Origin of the sequence: Niallia sp. FSL R7-0271, from assembly GCF_038005785.1 — a bacterium.
Classification (GTDB): Bacteria; Bacillota; Bacilli; order Bacillales; family Cytobacillaceae; genus Niallia.
Genome location: NZ_JBBOTZ010000002.1, coordinates 497,266 through 517,147, shown reverse-complemented (window position 1 = coordinate 517,147; position 19,882 = coordinate 497,266). Strand labels below are relative to the sequence as shown.

16 protein-coding genes are annotated in these 19,882 nt (G+C 34.2%); 3 read left to right on the top strand and 13 right to left on the bottom strand.

From position 1 onward, the window contains the following. Positions 1–82 precede the first annotated feature (82 nt). Complete coding sequence (locus tag MKX82_RS22580) at positions 83–895, top strand: MerR family transcriptional regulator (RefSeq protein ID WP_237943663.1); 813 nt, start codon at positions 83–85, stop codon at positions 893–895. Between the two features lie 655 nt (positions 896–1,550). Here MKX82_RS22580 and MKX82_RS22575 read toward each other — a convergent pair. The 6 genes from MKX82_RS22575 to MKX82_RS22550 form a co-directional block, all read right to left on the bottom strand. Then, complete coding sequence (locus MKX82_RS22575) at positions 1,551–1,826, bottom strand: hypothetical protein (RefSeq protein ID WP_237943661.1); 276 nt, start codon at positions 1,824–1,826, stop codon at positions 1,551–1,553. A gap of 163 nt (positions 1,827–1,989) precedes the next feature. Continuing rightward, positions 1,990–2,127, bottom strand: a complete 138-nt coding sequence (locus tag MKX82_RS22570) for a hypothetical protein (protein WP_237943660.1) — start codon at positions 2,125–2,127, stop codon at positions 1,990–1,992. A gap of 385 nt (positions 2,128–2,512) precedes the next feature. Then, positions 2,513–4,564, bottom strand: a complete 2,052-nt coding sequence (locus tag MKX82_RS22565) for a beta-galactosidase (protein WP_341080262.1) — start codon at positions 4,562–4,564, stop codon at positions 2,513–2,515. A 51-nt stretch (positions 4,565–4,615) separates the two neighbouring features. Further along, complete coding sequence (locus tag MKX82_RS22560) at positions 4,616–5,443, bottom strand: carbohydrate ABC transporter permease (protein ID WP_237943658.1); 828 nt, start codon at positions 5,441–5,443, stop codon at positions 4,616–4,618. Next, complete coding sequence (locus MKX82_RS22555) at positions 5,443–6,297, bottom strand: carbohydrate ABC transporter permease (RefSeq protein ID WP_341081598.1); 855 nt, start codon at positions 6,295–6,297, stop codon at positions 5,443–5,445. Before MKX82_RS22555 ends, MKX82_RS22560 begins: the two co-directional genes overlap by 1 nt. Before the next feature lie 133 nt (positions 6,298–6,430). Next, positions 6,431–7,741 carry an ABC transporter substrate-binding protein gene (locus MKX82_RS22550; RefSeq protein WP_237943657.1) on the bottom strand — a complete coding sequence of 437 codons (1,311 nt, stop codon included), beginning with the start codon at positions 7,739–7,741 and terminating at the stop codon, positions 6,431–6,433. Positions 7,742–8,085: 344 nt separating this feature from the next. On the opposite strand from MKX82_RS22550, the gene MKX82_RS22545 reads away from it, so the two are divergent. After that, a complete protein-coding gene (locus MKX82_RS22545) occupies positions 8,086–9,351 on the top strand; it encodes a helix-turn-helix domain-containing protein (protein ID WP_341080258.1) in 1,266 nt (421 codons plus the stop codon). A gap of 284 nt (positions 9,352–9,635) precedes the next feature. Here the strand turns inward: MKX82_RS22545 and MKX82_RS22540 are convergent, their stop codons facing one another. The 6 genes from MKX82_RS22540 to MKX82_RS22515 all read right to left on the bottom strand — a co-directional run bounded on the left by MKX82_RS22540 (position 9,636) and on the right by MKX82_RS22515 (position 17,326). Next, complete coding sequence (locus MKX82_RS22540) at positions 9,636–12,293, bottom strand: glycoside hydrolase family 3 C-terminal domain-containing protein (RefSeq protein WP_341080256.1); 2,658 nt, start codon at positions 12,291–12,293, stop codon at positions 9,636–9,638. A 368-nt stretch (positions 12,294–12,661) separates the two neighbouring features. After that, entirely contained in the window at positions 12,662–12,943 is a 282-nt protein-coding gene (locus MKX82_RS22535) for an HPr family phosphocarrier protein (RefSeq protein WP_233317258.1), read from the bottom strand. 172 nt (positions 12,944–13,115) lie between these two features. Continuing rightward, a complete protein-coding gene (locus MKX82_RS22530; protein WP_341080252.1) occupies positions 13,116–13,832 on the bottom strand; it encodes a GntR family transcriptional regulator in 717 nt (238 codons plus the stop codon). A gap of 114 nt (positions 13,833–13,946) precedes the next feature. After that, the gene (locus MKX82_RS22525) at positions 13,947–14,567 is read right to left on the bottom strand and encodes a sugar O-acetyltransferase (RefSeq protein WP_341080250.1); all 621 of its coding nucleotides are present in this window, start codon (positions 14,565–14,567) and stop codon (positions 13,947–13,949) included. A gap of 31 nt (positions 14,568–14,598) precedes the next feature. Next, positions 14,599–15,981, bottom strand: a complete 1,383-nt coding sequence (locus tag MKX82_RS22520; RefSeq protein WP_341080248.1) for an MATE family efflux transporter — start codon at positions 15,979–15,981, stop codon at positions 14,599–14,601. 445 nt (positions 15,982–16,426) lie between these two features. Then, positions 16,427–17,326 (bottom strand): AraC family transcriptional regulator, encoded by a 900-nt coding sequence (locus MKX82_RS22515; protein ID WP_341080246.1) that lies wholly within the window; start codon positions 17,324–17,326, stop codon positions 16,427–16,429. Positions 17,327–17,518: 192 nt separating this feature from the next. Here MKX82_RS22515 and MKX82_RS22510 point away from each other — a divergent pair, with 192 nt between their 5' ends. Beyond that, positions 17,519–18,334: a Cof-type HAD-IIB family hydrolase gene (locus MKX82_RS22510; protein WP_233317294.1), complete on the top strand. Its 816-nt coding sequence runs from the start codon at positions 17,519–17,521 to the stop codon at positions 18,332–18,334. Positions 18,335–19,111: 777 nt separating this feature from the next. On the opposite strand, the gene MKX82_RS22505 is transcribed toward MKX82_RS22510, so the two are convergent. After that, positions 19,112–19,609, bottom strand: a complete 498-nt coding sequence (locus tag MKX82_RS22505) for an HPP family protein (protein ID WP_341081596.1) — start codon at positions 19,607–19,609, stop codon at positions 19,112–19,114. Between the last annotated feature and the right edge of the window lie 273 nt (positions 19,610–19,882).

The following is a 19,882-nucleotide window of genomic DNA, read 5'->3' as shown; positions in this document are numbered from 1 at the left end:
TTTATTTAGAAATGAAATTCACTTGACTGAGTGTTATTATAAAGTGTGGAGTAACTCCATAGTAAAGAGAGGATTCATAAAGATGATAAATAATCACATAAAAACATTTTCAACAGGAGAATTTGCCAATTTATTTGGTGTTAAAAAAGATACTTTGCTGTATTACAATAAAATCAACTTATTTAATCCGGCAGGTATACACTCAAATGGCTATCGTTATTACACTTTGCCGCAATTAGATACCTTTAGCGCAATCCAATCACTTCGTTCCGTTAACTTTCCAATCAATGATTTAAAATCTTATTTCGCATCACCTTCCGTTCCTAAATTAAATGAACTTGCTTCAAGACAAGTTGAAAATATTGAAAAGGAAATTAATAAACTTAAGGAGAATCAATTATTTCTTTCTCGATTAATTGAAGTAACAAATGAGTTGAAGAATGTAATTATTGGGGAGTTGATACTAAAAGAGCTTCCCGCAGAATCTGTTCTTTTCAGTTCATCGAAGAATATTGATTGGGAAGCCTCTGTGGAAGATTTATCGCATATTTATGATGAGTTTTTAAAAGAAGTAGGCGTTAATGGAGCAGCAGCATTTGGTTCTGTTCTTAATAAGAAAAATCTGTTAAGTGAAAACTTTCTACAAGCTGATTGTTTATTTTGTCGGATGGAAGGACCAGGAACTACTCAGAAACCTGCTGGCTTGTATGCTATCTATTATTATCAAGGATCATATGATAATATAAAAATCGCTTATTCTTACTTGTTAAAAGAAATAGCCTTCCGGAAATTAACTATAGATGGGGATGCATATGAAGAGTATCTACTTCATTCTTTGGTTTCAAAACAGGAAGAAGAATATATTACTAAAATAAGTATTAAAGTGAAACTTTAGGAAACAAAGACAACTTATGGACACCCATGCAATTGGTTTTTTCGATTATGAAAATGGAAGATTGGAGCTTAAGATTCAAGAATGAAAGCAATAATGTAAATTTAATAGAAGGACATAATTATCCGAATCTAATAATGCTGTCTTTGGCGGATTTTTATGGCCTTATAGCTCATTTTCTTATTTAACTTTGCTCAAGGTTAATGCCAAAGCAAAAAAAGAGCATTAATCCTTCATCGATTAACACTCGCTAAAGTAGGAAAATCCTTTTTATGTGCAATTATTCACAAGTTCATCTAAAAAAATGTAATATTTAACCTTTTATTACATCTATTAAGTAGCTTCCCAAAAGAATAAGATTCTTACTTACTCCTTATCTAAGGTCAGTTGCCTTTATTTATTTTTCTATCATTAGCCAATCTTCCACGAATATCCAATATGGCAATTATTGTATATAATATCCAATATACAGGATATATTAGTATATCCATCACAAAGCTGTTGACAAAAGAATTATTATCCGCAAAAAGCGATACTACTATAACCGCTATAATTATTATTAAAAGAAACTCCATAATTTTATTAGCTTTAGTATATTTACTGGTGTTATTTCTATATCGTTCTGCTAACGATTGTCTTTTTGACCATAAACTGACCATTATTGATTCACGAAGCCTTTATATTTCCAGCTCTTAACAGTGTATATCCGTCCATTTTTAGTATTGCCAGCTGAAATAGTACCCACAATAGCCATACTCCTTCCGGCCAAAACATAATTTTGAAAAGCCATATTTATTATATACCAGCACATTGAACCTGCAACACCAATTCCTTTAATTGTAGTTAAAGCCACTTTAGAAAGATTTAATTGTACATTTCCGTTTTTCTTCGCTCCAGTCCAAACAACTTTTGTAACCCCTGCACCTCTGGCCATTTTTTTAAGTTCAGCAGAAATTTCAATTCCTGAACGCTCAGCTGCCTTAATAAACTCCTCATCAGTTATGAAACAAATAGTTTCATTACCATTTGTTTCAATACTTCCTCAGAATTATCTTCGTTAATAAAATCATCCATCACCCTATTATTAGAAGCTGTATCTATAGCTTCTCCGGTAACTCTCCAATAAAGGGGAGTGCACTTTCTTTTGCAATAGAAACATGCGGTAAAATACTCCCTGCTAACAAGATGGAAGTTAACATTACACCCCCTATGCGCTTTACATTAAATACTTTCATTGAATGACACTCCTTATCTAAATTAATTTAGAGTTTCAGTGAAAATATAACACATCTATACGGTTTTATTTTTGAACATTCTGTTAATTATAAAAAAAGCCCGATAGTACTATATAAAATTGATGTTAATCGACTAACTTCTATGACAATTTTGTGTAATGAGAAGGAATCTATCATGGAAAACAATTAGTAATTTTCTATCCCAATTTAATCACATATGAATTTAAGGGAATTAAAAAGGCATGAGTCCAATTAAAAATCGAACTCAAGCCCCAGTAAGCAGCCAATTGACATAGGAGTCACTTCGAATCACTTGCTAACGTTAATGAAGCTCCCCTACCAAATAAGTTATTATTTATATTTAATATTCCCAACAATGATTAGCTTATTTGGTATTCTTCGATTCCAGCACCAATACACCATAAGGCTTTAAAGTAACCCCACCACATACTTGATTACCTGTTAACATATTTCTAAACTCTTTTTTGACAACAATTTCTTGTGGTTTATCAGAATAGTTTAATAAGAATGTATAGTCATTCCCATCCTTTTGTCGAATAGCTAGCTCAATTTCTTCAGGCAGCTTAAATTTGTCTTGATAGCTATTAAGTTCAAATTCATTGATTAATAGGGAAGCCAAGTCTAAATTAAATACTCCACCATAATAATAACTACTACCTAATCCATCATTACGTTTGACTAAAGCTGGTTTTCCTTCAAAATGTGCGCCCGCGAATGTACTGATTACCTCTACATCTTCTTGTAGTTGCAGGACTTCGTTGAAATCATTCGCCTCAATATCATGTGCTCCTTTAAAGTTAATGCTCGGTACCTGTTCAAAAGGAGCAACTCTCGTAAACTCTTCTACTGTTATGCCCACCAAGTCAGCAAGATATCCTGGGAATTCCTTCATATATGTTTGACCCGTTTCATCTTTATAGCCTGAACGGCATCCGAAAATAATATTTCCGCCTTGCTGAACATATTCACTAAATAGATTAGCTTGTTGCTTGGTGACAATTGCGGCATGTGGATAAATTAATACTTTATATTTCTTTAAATCATCAACTGTAGTTTCTGAATGCAGGTTAAAGGCATCTACTGGGATATGATTATATTGAAAAGCTTTAATCCATGCATCCTTACTTTTAGTAGCATATGGCCCATGCCATTGATCAAACTCTCCATCCCATTCATTATCATAATTCGAAATTAAAGCAGCTTCTGCTTGATAAGAGGAACCTGCTATCTTCTCCCCAATTTGCTGCACCTCGCTGCTGACCTGTTCAACCTCTTTTACACGGCGGTTTGGTTGATTATGATAGTCATTGATTCCATGCCAATATATTTCCGTTCCTTTTGTAGCCGTTCTCCATCTAAAATACATCACCATATCTGCACCATGAGCGATAGATTGATAAGTCCAAAGTCTTAGCTGACCTGGCTTTGGAGAGGGCTGTTCAAGTCTCGTTGTCCATCCACCAGAACCAGATTGTTGTTCAAAAATAGCATAGTTTGGTGAAATACTTCTTACAACACTTAAATTCCAGCTCCATTTTCTGTCTCGCAACGGCTTTTCTGAGTGGTCTTCGATTACCCTTCCGAAGTTTGGATAAGAATCATAGGCATAGAAATCAAGTATTTCATTTGTCATTCTATGATTATCTATATGCTTGAACATACCGTTCGTTGTAATCCAATGATTCGGTGCATGTTTACGTAAAATGTCTGCTTGTAATGCAGCATAAGATATGGCACTGTCAGAAATAAACCGTTTTTCATCCAGCATATGATGAGGGTTAGGTGAATTCGGCACAGTTTTACGAGTTAAATAAACTTGATTCCAGCTCGTATATGTTTGGTTCCAAAATACTGTTCCCCAGGCATTATTTAAGTTATCCAGTGTTTTATACTTCTCTTTTGCCCATTTTCTAAACGCATGGTGATCTGCTTCTGAATAAAACACATCAATTTCACAATTTAACTCGTTATCGATTTGCCATCCTACGATCGCTGGGTTGCTGCCATAATGTTGAGCCATTTGGGTGACAATTATCGATGATAGCTTTCGATAATTTTCCGAGTTGTAATTATAGTGGCGTCGTGCACCATGTTGATAGGAAATACCGTCTTGAGCAACATTTAGTACGTCAGGATACTTCTCAGTTAGCCAAGCTGGAGGGGTTGCTGTTGGTGTTCCCATAATGACACTTAATCCAAATTCATGAGCCTTAGCTACTGCTCGATCAAATAAATCAAAGGAAAAAGTCCCTTCTTCCGGTTCAAATATTGTCCAAGCAAATTCCCCCATACGAACATAAGTGATACCTAGGTCTTTCATGCGCTTAAAATCGTCCTCCCATAGGTCCTCTGACCAATGCTCCGGATAGTAGCATACACCAAGCTTTAATTTATTTATTACTAATCTTTTCTCCATATTTATTCCTCCATAGATTTAATTTTATCTTACATAAAATCATAACTCCTTCTATTCCTTAATAGACCCTCCAAGAATCCCCGATACAAAGTGCTTTTGAAGAAGGAGGAAAACTATCATAATTGGAAGTACAGAAATAGTTGTGCCTAACATCAATTGTCCATAATCGATAGAATTAAGTCCTGCAAGGGTAGATAACGCAACAGGCAGTGTATAGTTTTCTTGTGTTGTCATGACAATTAATGGCCACATAAAATTATTCCATTGGTGTGTAAACAAGAAAATACTGACTGCAGCCAAAGTAGGCTTCATGGTTGGTAACACTATTCTAAAAAATATATACAATTCCCCTGCCCCATCTATCCTAGCTGCTTCTAACAATGAATCTGGAATACCCTTCATATTTTGCCTTATCAAAAAAATGGCAAAAGGATAGCAAATTTGTGGTAATAGAACAGCTCGGTAGGTGTTAATCCAATCTAATGAACCAAATACTTGGAATAATGGAATGATTGTTGCTTGATATGGAATCATCATCGCAAGCAGGAAGGATGCAAAAATCAGATTATTTCCTTTAAATTTATATTTAGCAAAAGCATATCCTGCTGTCGAACAGACTAATAAACTCATAAGTACATAAATAATGGAAATGACAGATGAATTAAGAACTGCTTGAACAATATCAATTGATTCACTTAAGTTTTTATAGTTCTCAAATAAATAATCTCCTGGCACCAGTTTAGGTGGAAAGGATAACACGTCCCCAGATGGGTTAGTAGCTCCTACCACCATCCAATAAAAAGGAGCTAGAGATATGACAACCCCTATTAGTAGAAAAATGTGTAAAGAAGTTTTTTTCAGCAATTTATGATTTCCCATTAGTCATCCCTCACTACTTTAAATTGAATCCAAGAAAAGAATGCAATAAATATTACAATGACATAAGCAATCGCAGAAGCATACCCAAAGTCAAAGTAACCAAAGGCCTGGTTGTATAAGTAGTAGGTTAAAGTAAGTGTTGCATTGTTTGGTCCACCGCTTGTTAAATTATAAGGTTCATCAAACAATTGGAATGATCCAATTGTGGAGAGGATGAAAGTAAATAATAATACTGGCTTTAATTGTGGAATCGTTATCGTAAAAAATTTACGAATGGAGCCTGCTCCATCAATACTAGCCGCTTCATAAAGACTGTGGGGGATACTTTGCAGCCCTGCGAGAAGAATGACCATATTATACCCCGTCCATCTCCAGGTGGTTACGACGATTAAGGAAACCCTTGCCCAAAATGGATCTGTTAACCAACCAACCTTCTCCACCCCAATAGAGGCTAATAAATAATTAATCAACCCATAATCTGTATTCAACATAAGAACAAATATGACAGACGCTGCAACTAACGAAGTAACAGCTGGAGTGAAAAAGGCTACTCTGTAAAAGCCTTTCATTTTTAGTAATGTTGAATTAAGGAAAACAGCTAATATAACTGCTATAAGCAACATAATTGGAACTTGGACGATTAAAATAATGAATGTATTTCCCAAAGCTTTATAAAATAGCGGGTCACTAAACAGTCTAGTGTAATTTGCCAAACCAGAAAATGTAAACTCCCCCATAACCTTTGTCTTAAAGCTCAGTAAGAAGGAAGCGATAATTGGATAAACGGTAAAAGCTAAAAACAGCAGAAGAGCTGGCCCAATAAAGAAATAGGGTGTACTTTTAGCGGTAAGCAGCTTTTTCTTCTTTTTAGGCTGTATAACGGCTTCCGACTCCTCTTTTAAAGAACGACCTGTTTGCAATATCATCACTCCTCCATATAGTTAGAATTAGACTAGGAGGACTAGTCCGCCTAGTCTATTAGCTTTTTTATTCTGAGACTTCTATTCCTATTTGCTGCTTCGATTGTTTTTCCCCATCAATTAACATTTGCTTCGCCGCTTTATCTTCTAGTAAAAACGCTTGAAATTCACTTGTCATGATTGATCTAACCTCTAGTTCAGCTGGAGCATGGTTAATCGGTTGAATGTCTGCTACTGTATCTGAAAAATTCTTAAAGAATGGTTTATTGTTAAAATACTCTTGGTTTTCCGTTAGGATCGGACTATCATATGCTTCTAATAAGGATGGGAATAACCCCCTATTTGTTAATCCTAGAATTTGCGAATCCACATCAGTTGTGGCAAATTCTGCAAACACGTAAGCAGCTACTTTATTCTCAGACGAACTTGGGATCGCTAAAGCAGATCCTCCATCATTTGCAGCCCTAACTCCACCTTCTTCAACAGCTGGAAGTCTAAACATATCCCACTTACCTGCTAATTCGGGCATCTGTTCTAGCATAGTTCCGCTCCACCATACAGCCCCTGGATGTGACGCAACCTCACTGTTTTTCATCGCAGCTACTTGACCATCCCAGTTAGTTGTATACGTAATAATCCCTGCATCCTTCATCTTTTGGATGATAGCAGCGGCCTTCTCTGCTTCAGGTGAAGTAAGATCTAATTTTCCATCTTCCGTAAAATAATATTTACCTTGTTGTTGCAGCATAATCCGCAAAAGCGCCTCACTATCAGTCCCTAAAAATGCCTTGCCTGTATGGGCAACTACTTTCTTACCAGCTTCGATATAGTCATCCCATGTTTCAATACTTTCAGGATCTATCCCTACCTCCTCGAAAATATCTCTGCGATAAATTACGCCTACTGGACCCAAGTCTCTTGGTGCAGCGATAATGTTACCGTCTTGATCCTTCAAACCTTCCACCTTAGAGGTCGAAAACTTATCTTCATGTTCGCTATAACCTAGCTTACTAAGATTTGTGAAAGCATCAGGAAATTTATTAGTAAATGAATGAACACGATTATTTTCAACCTGGACTAAATCAGGTAAACCACTACCACCACTTGATAATCCAGCACTTAGTTTTTGATACACTTGGTCTACCCCTAGATTTTCGACTGTTACTTTTACATTTGGATAAATCTTATTAAACGCAGGTGTTACATCTTTTTCTAAGTAATTGGCTTCTAGCGCCCATGCCCATACAGTAACTTCCCCTTTTACATCCTCTGGGTTTTCTGGAATGGTCAGATCTTCGGAATTTGATGCACTATTACTACAGGCACCTAGTATTAAAGACATCATCATGAAAAAACTAATAAACCAATACTTTCTCACTTGTCACTCACTCCCCTTAATGTTTAGAACATAATACCCTTGTAATGGATGCGTTTTCATTTTAAAATAATCAGCATTACAAGGAGGATTAGTTAGAATTATATATTTATTCAGAACATTTTTATGGTAGATTTTCCACTAAAATGGTACTTAATCATTTTTAAAAATATATTTTTTTACCTTTTCCTTTCAAGTGGCTTACTTTTCCATGTCCGTTCTTAAAGGATACCTTGCGTTCTCTCCGAATTTCTCTTTCATATCCTCCCTAGTTTGAGCAACCTGTTTTTAACCGTAAAACTGTGCTTTAACAAATTTCACTATAAATAGTTAAGGGGGATTTTATAATGGATCATACATTCAGGGAAATTGGTTTGGAATTTGGCTGCAATTTAATTAATGAGACAACGAGTATCCCAATCTCAGTCCTAGACAAACAAGGTAAATTAATACTCAATCATTCATCTAACCTACCTCATAATCCAATGTTTTCTTCCTATGAGGAGCATTTAAAAAGCATCAATCTATCAGAAAAAGAGAAAACACTTCCAATCATGTGTTCAACTATATTTCAGGAACAGTTCGTTCTAATTCCTATTGTTGAAAACCATACGTACATCGGGACAATTTTCTTAGGCCCAACGGTATTCGCAAATCCTTCAGAAGCAATGTTAACCAACATATTTTATGCAAATGATTTAGGTGAACTCACTCCAAAAGTAAAAGACTATTTTTATTCCTTGCCTGTAATAAGTAGATGGAGGTTAATTAAATCAAGTATTCTTCTTTCTTATGTTTTATTTAAAGAAAAATTTGACATGAACGACATTACGGAAAAAAATCTCTATTCAATAGATAATTTCCATCAACACCAAGTATCAGACAAAAGCATTTCAGATTTACGTCAAAACTCCTCCTTTCATCATGACCCTGCTGCCGAAAAGAAATTGTATCAATATATTACGGATGGAAATAAAGAAGATCTAATCATCTATTATAAAGCCTTTCATCAAAGATCCGATTTTGAATTTGGAGTATTGTCAAAGCAGTGTGAAATGAGAAGTCATAAGAACTTAAAAATAGCAGGGATTACGCTGGCTACTCGAGCGGCAATTGCTGGTGGTTTAAATCCTGAAATTGCTTATACTTTAGGAGATAAGTATATTCAGGATATTGAGGAACTTCATACGATTAAAGAGGTTGAGACACTTACTGAAAGTGCCTATTTGGACTTTGCTGAAAGAGTATATAAAGGTAAAAGACAGCAAAGCTCCAAAACAATAAGTGATTGCAAGCATTACATATTTAAATATATATACGAAAATATTTCTCTCGCTGTCCTTGCTGACTATGTCTCCATGAATCCAAAATATCTTTCAAACTTATTTAAAAAAGAGGTTGGGATTTCAGTTACGGAATATATTCAGCAATCTAAAATTGATGAAGCCATAAAATTAATGATATTTTCTAATTACTCTTTATCAGAAATATATACCTTGCTTAATTTTACCGATCAAAGCTATTTCACTAAGGTGTTCAAAAAGTTTACAGGTTTTACACCAAAGCAATACATGAAAAATAACATCGGAAAGGAGAAAAATCTTAATTTCTGATTCAAATTAGGCATTCTCTCTTTTAAAATTGCGGATCATTCATAGAGATGCTTAATGTCTCTTAAGAACTGGATTTTTTTCTGTAGCGGCAGTGACATACAGCAATAAATTAATCAAAAAAAACTTTGTACGGAAGCGATAAAAGCTTTAAAAAAATAACCGTCTAACCCCCTATATATCAAGGATTAGACGGTTTTGCTGCCAAATTTACTTAATCGTTAAATGATAAAAGATAACACCTTCCCTCAATTTGGACTTTTTTATCTTTTAAAGTTGATTTCGCTTTAGATAGTTACACTTCCTGCTAGACGAATATCACTTGAAGAGCTGCCTACATATATAGCTACTTCTCCTGAAGGAAAGATCCATTTGTTTTTCTTTTCATCATAATAAGAAAAGGCTTTTGAATCGAGTTTCATTCTTACTCTCTTTTCGTTCCCAGGCTTTAGTTCAATTTTTTTAAATCCTGCTAATTGTTTGGGAGATGTCTCTATGTTAGCAGGAAGTTTACCAATGTATACTTGTACTACTTCAGAACCAGTCACCCTACCTGTATTTATTATATTGAAAGTAACTTCAACCATTGGATCAGTGGATTCTGACGAATTTTTAACCTTTGTTTTTAAATTTTTATAATCGAATTTAGTGTAGGATAAACCATGTCCAAAGGAGAAAGCTGCTTTAATTCCAGCTTGTTCATAGCCACGATAACCGACAAATATATCTTCTGTATATTTTATAACTTTATTAATTCCAGGATATTGTTCTTCCGTAGAAACAGGTGTTGAGTCTTCATCGACAGGAAATGTGACTGGCAGCTTTCCAGAAGGATTAACATCTCCGAATAATACATCAGCTATAGCATTTCCTTGTTCCTGACCTGGATACCATGCTTGTACAATAGAAGCGATCTTATCTTTCCAGTCACCCATCTTTACAGCAATCCCACTTTCATTAACAACCACGACATTTCTATTTACCTTTGCGACTTCTTTAATTAATTGTGATTGGTTATTAGGCAGTTCCATATCTGACCGATCTATGTAACCTTCGCTATCATACGTTCTTGTTACAATAACCGCTACATCTGATTTTTCCGCTAAGTTAACGGCACGCTTGATATTTTTGTCAATAATTTTGTCTGAAGCTTTCCATCCAAAGCGTAATTGTCCGCCATTCTTATATCCAGGAGCCTCTTTGTAGTCTGTTTTATACTCTATTTTCAAATTATGATTTCTGTTTGCTTCCAAAGTAATTGTCTGTTGTACTGTTTTCAGTTCTTCACCAGCATTATCAATCACTAACTTTCCATCAATATACACTTTACTCGATCCATAACTTGTCGTAGATAAGGTGTATTTATCTGTTTTCGGTACATTTATTACACCGGTATATCTTGCAGACATCTTGCCATTTAAGCTAGTTGGCAGTTTGTCTAACTTAGTTGATTGTGCGTTAAAACCTTTATAATTATAGAAACCAAGATTTAAGCTAACTTGTTTAGCGGTATGTTTAAATTCTGGATTTCCTTCCATATTCTCATTCGACCAGTATTCAGCTGTTAAACCATTCTCTTTTGAACCTGCAGCTGGCAATAAGAAAGAAGAAGGAACTGCATCAGGCCCAGGAAAAATATCACCGGCATTAACTGGATCTGTCCCTGCCTCATATTCAACTTGTACATTTGCTCCTGCACGTCTCTTTATACCCTCTAGCGGACTTACTGTATAAGTAGGATTAACAAGAGAACTCCCTCCGCCAGCTGCTGAAGCATTATCCGCGTCAGGTCCAATGACCGCAATTGACTTCAGCTTTTGTGTATTTAATGGTAAAACATCCTTCTTATTTTGCAACAATACCATTGTCTCAGCAGCGATTTTACGAGCTATTTCCCCATGGGCTTTTATATCAATTGGATTGTTCTGCGTGGGGTTATCAAATAAACCTTTTTTAAACATTTGGTAAAGAATTCGATAAGCACTTTGATTAATTGTCTCTTTTTTTACTTTCCCTTCATATACAGCCTGTAGAAGCTTATTTCCCCATACTCCAGAAGGCTCTCCCGGTGTTTCTAAATCAAGTCCGGCATTAATAGATTCAACTGTGCTGTTATTAGCTCCGTAGTCACTCATGACAAATCCTTGATAGTTTAAGCGTTCTCTAAGTAGACCTGCTAGTAAATCAACATTATTGCAAGCATGAATACCATTGACCTTATTATATGAACACATGACACTTCCTAAATCAGCATTTTCAATGATGCTTGCAAATGGTCTTGCATAGATTTCATTTATTGCTCGTGCACTTGCTTGAGAGTCAATCGTAAAGCGGTCTTTCTCTTGATTATTCAATAAATAATGCTTGGCTGTCGCCAAAACACTATTACTTTGAAGAGCATTCACATAGCTTGTTGCCATTTGTCCTTGCAAATATGGATCTTCACCGAAAGATTCAAAGTTTCTTGCGCCGAAAGGAATGCGGGCAATGTCAAGTCCTGGACCAAGCATAACATTATGCGTCGTATTAAAAGCTTCATTCCCAATCAGGTTTCCATATTCTTTTGCAGTCTCTATATTCCATGTTGCTGCAAGGCTTATTGCAGAAGGCAAGGCAGTTGATTGTCTATTTTGAATTTCAGGATTAGCTATGCGGACTCCAACTGGTCCATCTGCCATTTGTAAGGCTGGTATGCCGTATTTTGCTAATCCCTGATTATAAAATCCGTAATCACTGTTGACGTTTCCGGTAATAAAGTCTACCTTATCCTCCAATGACATTTTTCCGACTAAAGTACGAGCTCTTTCTTCAGCAGAAAGACCTTTGTTCATCCACGGAAACTCTTTGGCAAATGCATTTAAAGGTAATGTTGAAAGACTAAGAATCATCGCGAAAAGAATCATGACTTTCATCAACTTGCGTCTCACTACTGAAAAATCGGCCATTATCCCACTCCTTTTTATTATTTTTAGTAGTAATTTCAACGTTCTTCTCCTATATAACTATGATTTTCTAGATCTAATGCCTCATAGTCCTAAGAGCAGAATTTTGTAGTAATGAATAGGCTACATTATTCATCATTCCAAATCATCGAATCTGAGATAATTTCCCCTAAAATATAGAAAATAATAACATTCCAATAAAATAAAAAAATCGTACATTTTGGCTATAAAATGTACGATAAGAAAATTATTCAACTAATATTAAATTCAATCTAAACTCATCATCGCTTATTGACGGTTGAGTTTATACAGAGTTCATTCATTTCTCTGAACAGGGATTCTTAATGATTTATTATCATTTCCAAGTGCAGCTATGGTATGATTAAGGAGTTATTATCCAACTTTCCTTCGTTAAAAAATTTCTCCAAAGTGGAAATAGCTTTCTGTTCATCTTTTCCATTGGCAACTAAAATTATTTCGTCTTTCTCCAAAACATTTAAATTCATAATATCCATTAAATCAATCCCACTAGTAACTCCCTTATAAATAATATGTATTTTACAATCAAACAAAGAAGCAATTGCAACAAAATAACATGTGTTTCTTGCCTGTAGTCCTCTTGGAAGATTAACAATAACCTGACTTCTCAACATAATCTGCACCTCAAACACAAATTAATTTTGAGTATTCCTTTCAACTAATCAAATATCTTTTATCCCTTATCAAGTGGGACTTTCATCATTAGCAACTTATTAAACGAATTAAAAAAGTGAAATTATTCATTTTAAAAATCAATTATTTTATGTATTTTTGACTTAACATAAATCATATGGAATTAAAACTATTTCCTTTAATAACGAATTTAGCTTGTTTATAATGATATATTGCTTTTGAGTAACAGAATGGCTGCCCACTTGTAAGATGGTAAATGATTTCTTTACACAGCATTGGATCCCCTAATTTCAATCCAAAAAAACTTGCTTCTTCAGAGTTCAGTTTATCCAAATTTATATAAATATCAGGAAATCCTATTTTTAATCCTAAGACGTCTTTCAAATAATTATTAATTGAATTAGAAACTATTTCTTTGTCCAGATAAGAAATAATATCCTTATTATAAAACACTTGTTCCGTGCATAACACTTGCTTTTCCATATAATGAACTAACTTTACGGAATATACTTTTGAGTATTTGTCTAAATCAAGAGCATCTGCAACCTCTGGTAATGCACTTACTATTTCCATGCCGACTACTTTTTGCAAAGCAGGAGAACTATTATGATCAACTTGTTGAAATTTCTGAGATGGCAAAAGATTAAAATAACCTTGTCTGCTTTGGCCTCTTACAAAAATCCCACTTCCTCTCACCAAAAAAACAATTCCTTTGTCCTCCAACAGTTTAAGTGCTTTTATAATAGTACTTTTGCTAACCTTATAGTGACTTATTAACGTTTCAATTATAGGTAACTTGTCTCCTTGTTGTAATGCATTTTCTGTAATATACCTTTCCATTTCCAAAGCAATATACTGATATTTCAACATTATGATCCTCGCTTTTACAACGATGTAATATTATATAATGCAGATTTTTTTATGTGAGTGGGAAAATTTTTTTCGCCACTCACTGCTCACTCGTTTTACCTAGCTTATCTTACACTACCTTAAGCTTGCTTCCTCATCTAAGTCTTGTTGTGTTATTTTTCTGTCCTTATAGTAGTATTCCATATCATGTTCATTTATTGTTCGCATTACTTTGCAAGGATTACCAACAGCAACTGAGTTAGCTGGAATATCTTTTGTCACTACGCTTCCAGCCCCTATAACGCTGTTTTCACCAATGGTTACCCCTGGACATATGATACTACCTGCTCCAATCCAACAGTTATCTTCGATTTTTACTGGTTCAGCATACATATACTCTCTGTAATTAGGATTGATTGGATGGCCAACAGTAGCAATTGTTACGGCCGGACCAAACAACACTTTTTTTCCAATGATAATTTTCGTGTCATCAACAAAATTACAATTAAAATTAATGTAAGTACCTTCTCCAATTTCAATATTTGTGCCATAGCAAAAATAAAATGGTGGTTCAATCCATGCTTTAGTTTCCTTACCGAATACTTCTGCCATTATTTGAACTCGGTCTGCTAATGCATCTGGTCTTGTTGCATTAAATTCCATCATTCTTCTTTTAGCTTGCATCCTATCTTCTGGTAATCCTTCACAATAATCAGTAAATAACTTTCCTGAATGGATTCTTTCTCTCATTGTCATATGTCATTTCTCCTTTTCATTCTATTATTCATTATGATGCCACATCTCTTGTAATATTTTTAACCCATCTATATTGACTATAACGATATACAGCCAACGGCAGCTTGAGAATTTCATCTAAATTGAGTACTGCATACAGTAATATAGGGTGTAAATTCCACACAAATGCACTCAAATAGCCTAATGGCAATACTATAATCCACATTACAACAATATCACACCAAAGCCCAAATTTCGCATCTCCTCCAGCTGGAAAAAAACCCCCAATGATTGTTGAATTAATGGACTTACCAATACAATAGTAAGCGCATACATATAACATTCCATCTAAGTATGATTGGGCATTAACGTTTAGGTCTACTATAAGGAACACCAATGGCTTTATCACCAATATAGTCCCGCCTGCTACAATACCTAAAAGCAATGCATATAAATTGATTCTTTTGGATGCTTTTATTGCCATCACTGTGTCATTGCTTCCTAAATATTTTCCAATAAGCACAGCACCTCCGCTAGAGATACCTGCACAAAACACAACTGCTAAGTTTCTAACTACGGTTGCGATAGAGTTTGCCGCAACCATATCAGCACTTACATGTCCGATTATGGATGTAGCAACTGTTAAGCCACCGCCCCATACAAAATAATTAGCTTGTATAGGAATTGTATATTTTAGAAAGTCTTTACGTAACTGACGATTAATCTTATCTTTTAATGGTAGGTGAAATTTAACTTGGCTGTATCTGATTGAATGAATGATACAACATCCAAGCTCTACGAACTTAGCACATACAGTTGCCGCAGCTACCCCTGTAATGGCCTTTTCCGGCATACCCGGAAAGAATACATAAACACAAAGTGCATTTAAGCCGATATTAAGAAAAAGACAAATGGAACTAATCCATGCACTGAATTTTGCGTTCTCCATACTTTTTATCACGCTAAAATAAACCTGAGATAGTCCCATTGCGATATACGAAAACGATACAGTACGCAAAAAGATCTTTCCATAGTAAATTAACTCCGTATCATTTGTAAGTAATCGCATTAGCACTTCGGGAAAGCAAAACGAAAACACAAAAAATATTATCGATATACTCAGTGAAAAAATACTAGTAATGCTAAATACCCGTTGAATTACATTTACGTCATTCCTTCCCCAATATTGAGCCGTGAGTATACCTGCTCCAGTTGAAATACCCATATAAAATAGCGACAATACAAAAGTTACTTGTCCCGCAAGTGATACGGCAGACATTACAGATTGATTAATGACACCAAGCATTATAACATCTACCGCAATGGCAGCTGCTGAAATTAAATTTTGAAATGCTATTGGTAATACTAACGAAAACAAGGAACGATTAAGGGTACGATTAAATTCACTATTTGATTTCTTTTCTTGTTTTGACACTTCACACCCCGTCTTTCTCATTTTAAATATAAATAAATTGTATATGTTTACATAGATCACTTCCATCAAAATCAAATATCATTCTTTCGAAATCGTGTATTTCATAAGAATCGTCCCTTATATTTCTACTTAGGTCTTGTACATAAAATCTATAAAAATAGTGTTTGAGACAAAACAATATATAACCTATCTAAACATGAATAATGTAATTTCAGCTAAATTTGGGATATGGCTTTAAAATTAGTTCATTTCATAACGCTCCCATCCATTCTACTAAGATTTTTTAATTATTGTATTAACACCGAATACACAAAAAACCGAACTAATTATCAAAAACGATAAAATAGTTCGGTTTTTATGCAGATTTACATACTTATAACTCATCCTCATTCTTACGTCTGAATTAGATGTGACAAAATACATTAGAACATTTTAAATTATAACTTTAGTAAGTAGAACTAGGATTGGCTATTGTAATTTGCTTTCGATAATCCTGTGGCCCATAGCCCATTTTCTTACGGAAAGTATAGGAAAAATAACTTCCACTTTGAAAACCACACGCAATTGCAATTTCACTGATAGATCTATTGGTTTCTTTTAGCATTTCGCAACTTTTTTGAATTCGATAGCCTATTAGATAATTATTGGGAGTTTGTTCAATATATTTACTAAATAAATTACAGCATATACTTCTACAAACATTGCCAGCAAACGCAATGTCATCCAGTGTTATTTTTTCTTCATAATGTTCATGAATAAAATTTGTCATTTTCCAGACTGTCTCCCATGAATTGTCATCAACATGGTTCCTAGGGACTTTTTGTATATGGTCTCCTATATTTGCACAAAGAGACATAACTTGTGCATTTAAACGAAGTGGATTTGCGTTTTCATGCATTTCTTCATATATTTCATTTAATTTCGTCAGTGCTTCTTGTTGCCATTGAACTTGTTCATTCAATAATATATAGTCTTCAGTATATAATCCGAATTTTTCCTCGAGGTAGACTTTTCCTACTTGAGTGTGCTCACCAAGCAATATAGGATGAATAACTACAACAATAAAGTGGCAATCATTCATATTGTTAGAATAACCATAATGCATACGCTTACTATTTACAAAAATACCATTTCCCTTTTTAATACTAACCGTATGACCATTCACAAAATATTCCATAGAACCTTCAAGTACTAAAATAAATTCTAAATCGGAATGCCAATGACTTGGTGCAACATATTTATCAAAGTAAAGTAATCTTCCTTTTCGCACATATAAAGGGAAATCAGGTATATTATAGTTTACTCGTTCAGATGAATCCGAAAATATTTCCAATACTGAATTCATGATTGCCTCCAAAGAAAATACGATTTTGATAATATTAAACCCAATTTTGATGGAAAACGCAAGTATAAATAATATAATATTGCTATTGAAAGAGAACTGATAAAGAGATAATAAATATAAGATATTATAAATAATACTTATACGGTAAATTCAAGGGAGGATTCAATTGTGAATGATATTAAAGTAATTATTATGGATGTGGATGGTACATTAACGAATAATGAAAAAGCGATATCTGCAGAAACAAAAGAGGTTTTACTAAAGGCACAAAAAGCTGGAGCAATCTTAGTTCTTGCTTCTGGTAGACCAACATCTGGATTAATGGATTTTGCGAAAGAATTAGAAATGGAAAAGCATCATGGACTTTTAGTTTCTTTTAACGGTTCTAAAGTCGTGGATTGTGAAACCAATGAAGTATTATTTAATGAAACAATGACTGTTGAACAAGGTCAAGCCGTGCTTGAGCATATGAAAAAATTTGAAGTAATTCCTATGATTGATAAAGATAACTATATGTATGTAACTGATGTCTTCAATAATGAAATAAAGTATAATGGTAATGATATTAACATAATGAAATACGAATCCCGTGGTGGTAAATATAAACTATGTGAAGTAGATGATTTGGCGGCATTTGCTGATTATCCACTAAATAAAATCCTAACTGCAGGATCTGATGATTATCTTCAGAAACATTACAAAGAGATGATGGAGCCTTTCAAAGATACGTTAAATTGTGTGTTTACAGCTCCCTTTTACTTTGAATTTACTGCTCAAGGAATTGATAAAGCAAAAGCATTAGATACAGTGCTAATTCCTAGAGGATACAAAAAAGAAGAGATGATTGCTTTCGGAGATGGACATAATGACGCTACTATGGTCGAATATGCTGGTATCGGAGTTGCGATGGCTAATGCCGTAGACGATTTAAAAGCTGTAGCTGATGAAGTTACGCGTTCAAATGAAGAAGACGGAATTGCTTATACATTAAATAAATATTTTAAATAAAACTAGATAAGTAACATAACTACAATTTATATTTAGGCAACTTTTATGATCTGTGTTTCGGATTTACTGGACACAGATTTTGAAAGTTGCCTTCATTCATTTGGGCTTGTAAAAATCATATAAGTAATTTCTAAAACTGCTTTTAACTAGCCTACTACTGTATATGCTTTAAGAATTGCCTTTTCACCATCATTTGGAATATTGGAGATGATATAGTTTAATTAAGCTTTGAATAAAAACAGAACCCTCACATAGGAATATACCCTTTAGTCAGATATACAAATATTGCTACGGGAAAAATACTAAATATCATAATTAAATTACTTAAAGCAACCCATTTTTTTGCTGAGAGTATTCCTAGGATCATTCCAACAGGGTTAATGATTAAAGTAAGCAATCCATAAGGTTCCTGAATTTTAAAAGCTAAATATGGCATCCATGAAACTATTCCACAAAGTAATAAGGTGATGGATAGCCAAAAGTATAATGGTCTTCTGGTAGTGACATGATTCATTAATCTCACTCTTTCCATTGCCTTTTTATACTTATCATAACATTATTACCAAATAAAGTAATTAGACTTATCTCCCTCCATAAACAAACATTTTTCTCTTAAACACAGACTTTCATGCAATAAGTTAGCGTTAACTCTCCATATAAGCATTAATCCTCTTTAGATTGATTAATTCACAAAGAAAAACCGTCTAACCCCATTTATACCAGTGGATTCGACGGTCGCCTTTACATTAACGTATTCTTTATTTTTTAACCAATAATTCATATCCAAAAAACTGGATATTTCCTGTTGCTTCTTAAATTATTAATAACTAATGCTAACAGTACAATTACAATAGATCCTGTTAATACTGGTGTAAATAGATATTCCCATGAATAAGAGCCGAGTATTATTATTATTGGATCTGCTCCAGCGGGAGGATGGGTTGTTTTCGTTAACATCATTAAACCGATAGCTAACCCAACTCCCAAAGCCAATGACCATGGTTCATTACCAAATAAATGATAAATAATTAATCCTATTAAAGTGGAAATGAAATGGCCCCCTATAATATTTCTAGGCTGTGATAATGGTGAATTCCAGAGTCCGAATGCTAATACACAACTTGCACCAAATGAAGCTATTAGCAAAGGAGTATAGGTAAAACGTGTTAATAAACCGAGAATAAAAATGGTTATAGCTCCACCCATAAATCCTGTTATAATATCATTTATATTTACTTTCAGAGGGCTCTTTTCCCCTCCCCCTTTCATTTTCATTAAATAGGAAGTATTTTCATCATTATGTTCCTTTTTTGCAAGATTTCCTTCTGTAATCAAAAGATGTCTGCCTCCTTGTTAAAAAACTATCCTAAATATATTACACTACTTCTTATTTTTAGTGAATCCCATTACTTCTTAATTTGCATGTCATGTTTATAACAATAGAACATTTAAAAGTTGCAAAGAACCCTTCATTTTCCCTCGATAGTTTTAACGAAACACTATACAAAACATATATACTAACAAGTTATGTAATCAAAAAAAACAAAA

Coding starts and splice junctions, on each gene's coding strand:
- MKX82_RS22545 (WP_341080258.1), top strand. CDS start 8,086: ATGGATCATACATTCAGGGAAATTGGTTTGGAATTTGGCTGCAATTTA.
- MKX82_RS22505 (WP_341081596.1), bottom strand. CDS start 19,609: ATGAAAATGAAAGGGGGAGGGGAAAAGAGCCCTCTGAAAGTAAATATA.
- MKX82_RS22565 (WP_341080262.1), bottom strand. CDS start 4,564: ATGGAGAAAAGATTAGTAATAAATAAATTAAAGCTTGGTGTATGCTAC.
- MKX82_RS22570 (WP_237943660.1), bottom strand. CDS start 2,127: ATGAAAGTATTTAATGTAAAGCGCATAGGGGGTGTAATGTTAACTTCC.
- MKX82_RS22560 (WP_237943658.1), bottom strand. CDS start 5,443: ATGGGAAATCATAAATTGCTGAAAAAAACTTCTTTACACATTTTTCTA.
- MKX82_RS22535 (WP_233317258.1), bottom strand. CDS start 12,943: ATGTTGAGAAGTCAGGTTATTGTTAATCTTCCAAGAGGACTACAGGCA.
- MKX82_RS22525 (WP_341080250.1), bottom strand. CDS start 14,567: ATGACAATGAGAGAAAGAATCCATTCAGGAAAGTTATTTACTGATTAT.
- MKX82_RS22540 (WP_341080256.1), bottom strand. CDS start 12,293: ATGGCCGATTTTTCAGTAGTGAGACGCAAGTTGATGAAAGTCATGATT.
- MKX82_RS22515 (WP_341080246.1), bottom strand. CDS start 17,326: ATGAATTCAGTATTGGAAATATTTTCGGATTCATCTGAACGAGTAAAC.
- MKX82_RS22510 (WP_233317294.1), top strand. CDS start 17,519: ATGGATGTGGATGGTACATTAACGAATAATGAAAAAGCGATATCTGCA.
- MKX82_RS22530 (WP_341080252.1), bottom strand. CDS start 13,832: ATGTTGAAATATCAGTATATTGCTTTGGAAATGGAAAGGTATATTACA.
- MKX82_RS22580 (WP_237943663.1), top strand. CDS start 83: ATGATAAATAATCACATAAAAACATTTTCAACAGGAGAATTTGCCAAT.
- MKX82_RS22575 (WP_237943661.1), bottom strand. CDS start 1,826: ATGGCCAGAGGTGCAGGGGTTACAAAAGTTGTTTGGACTGGAGCGAAG.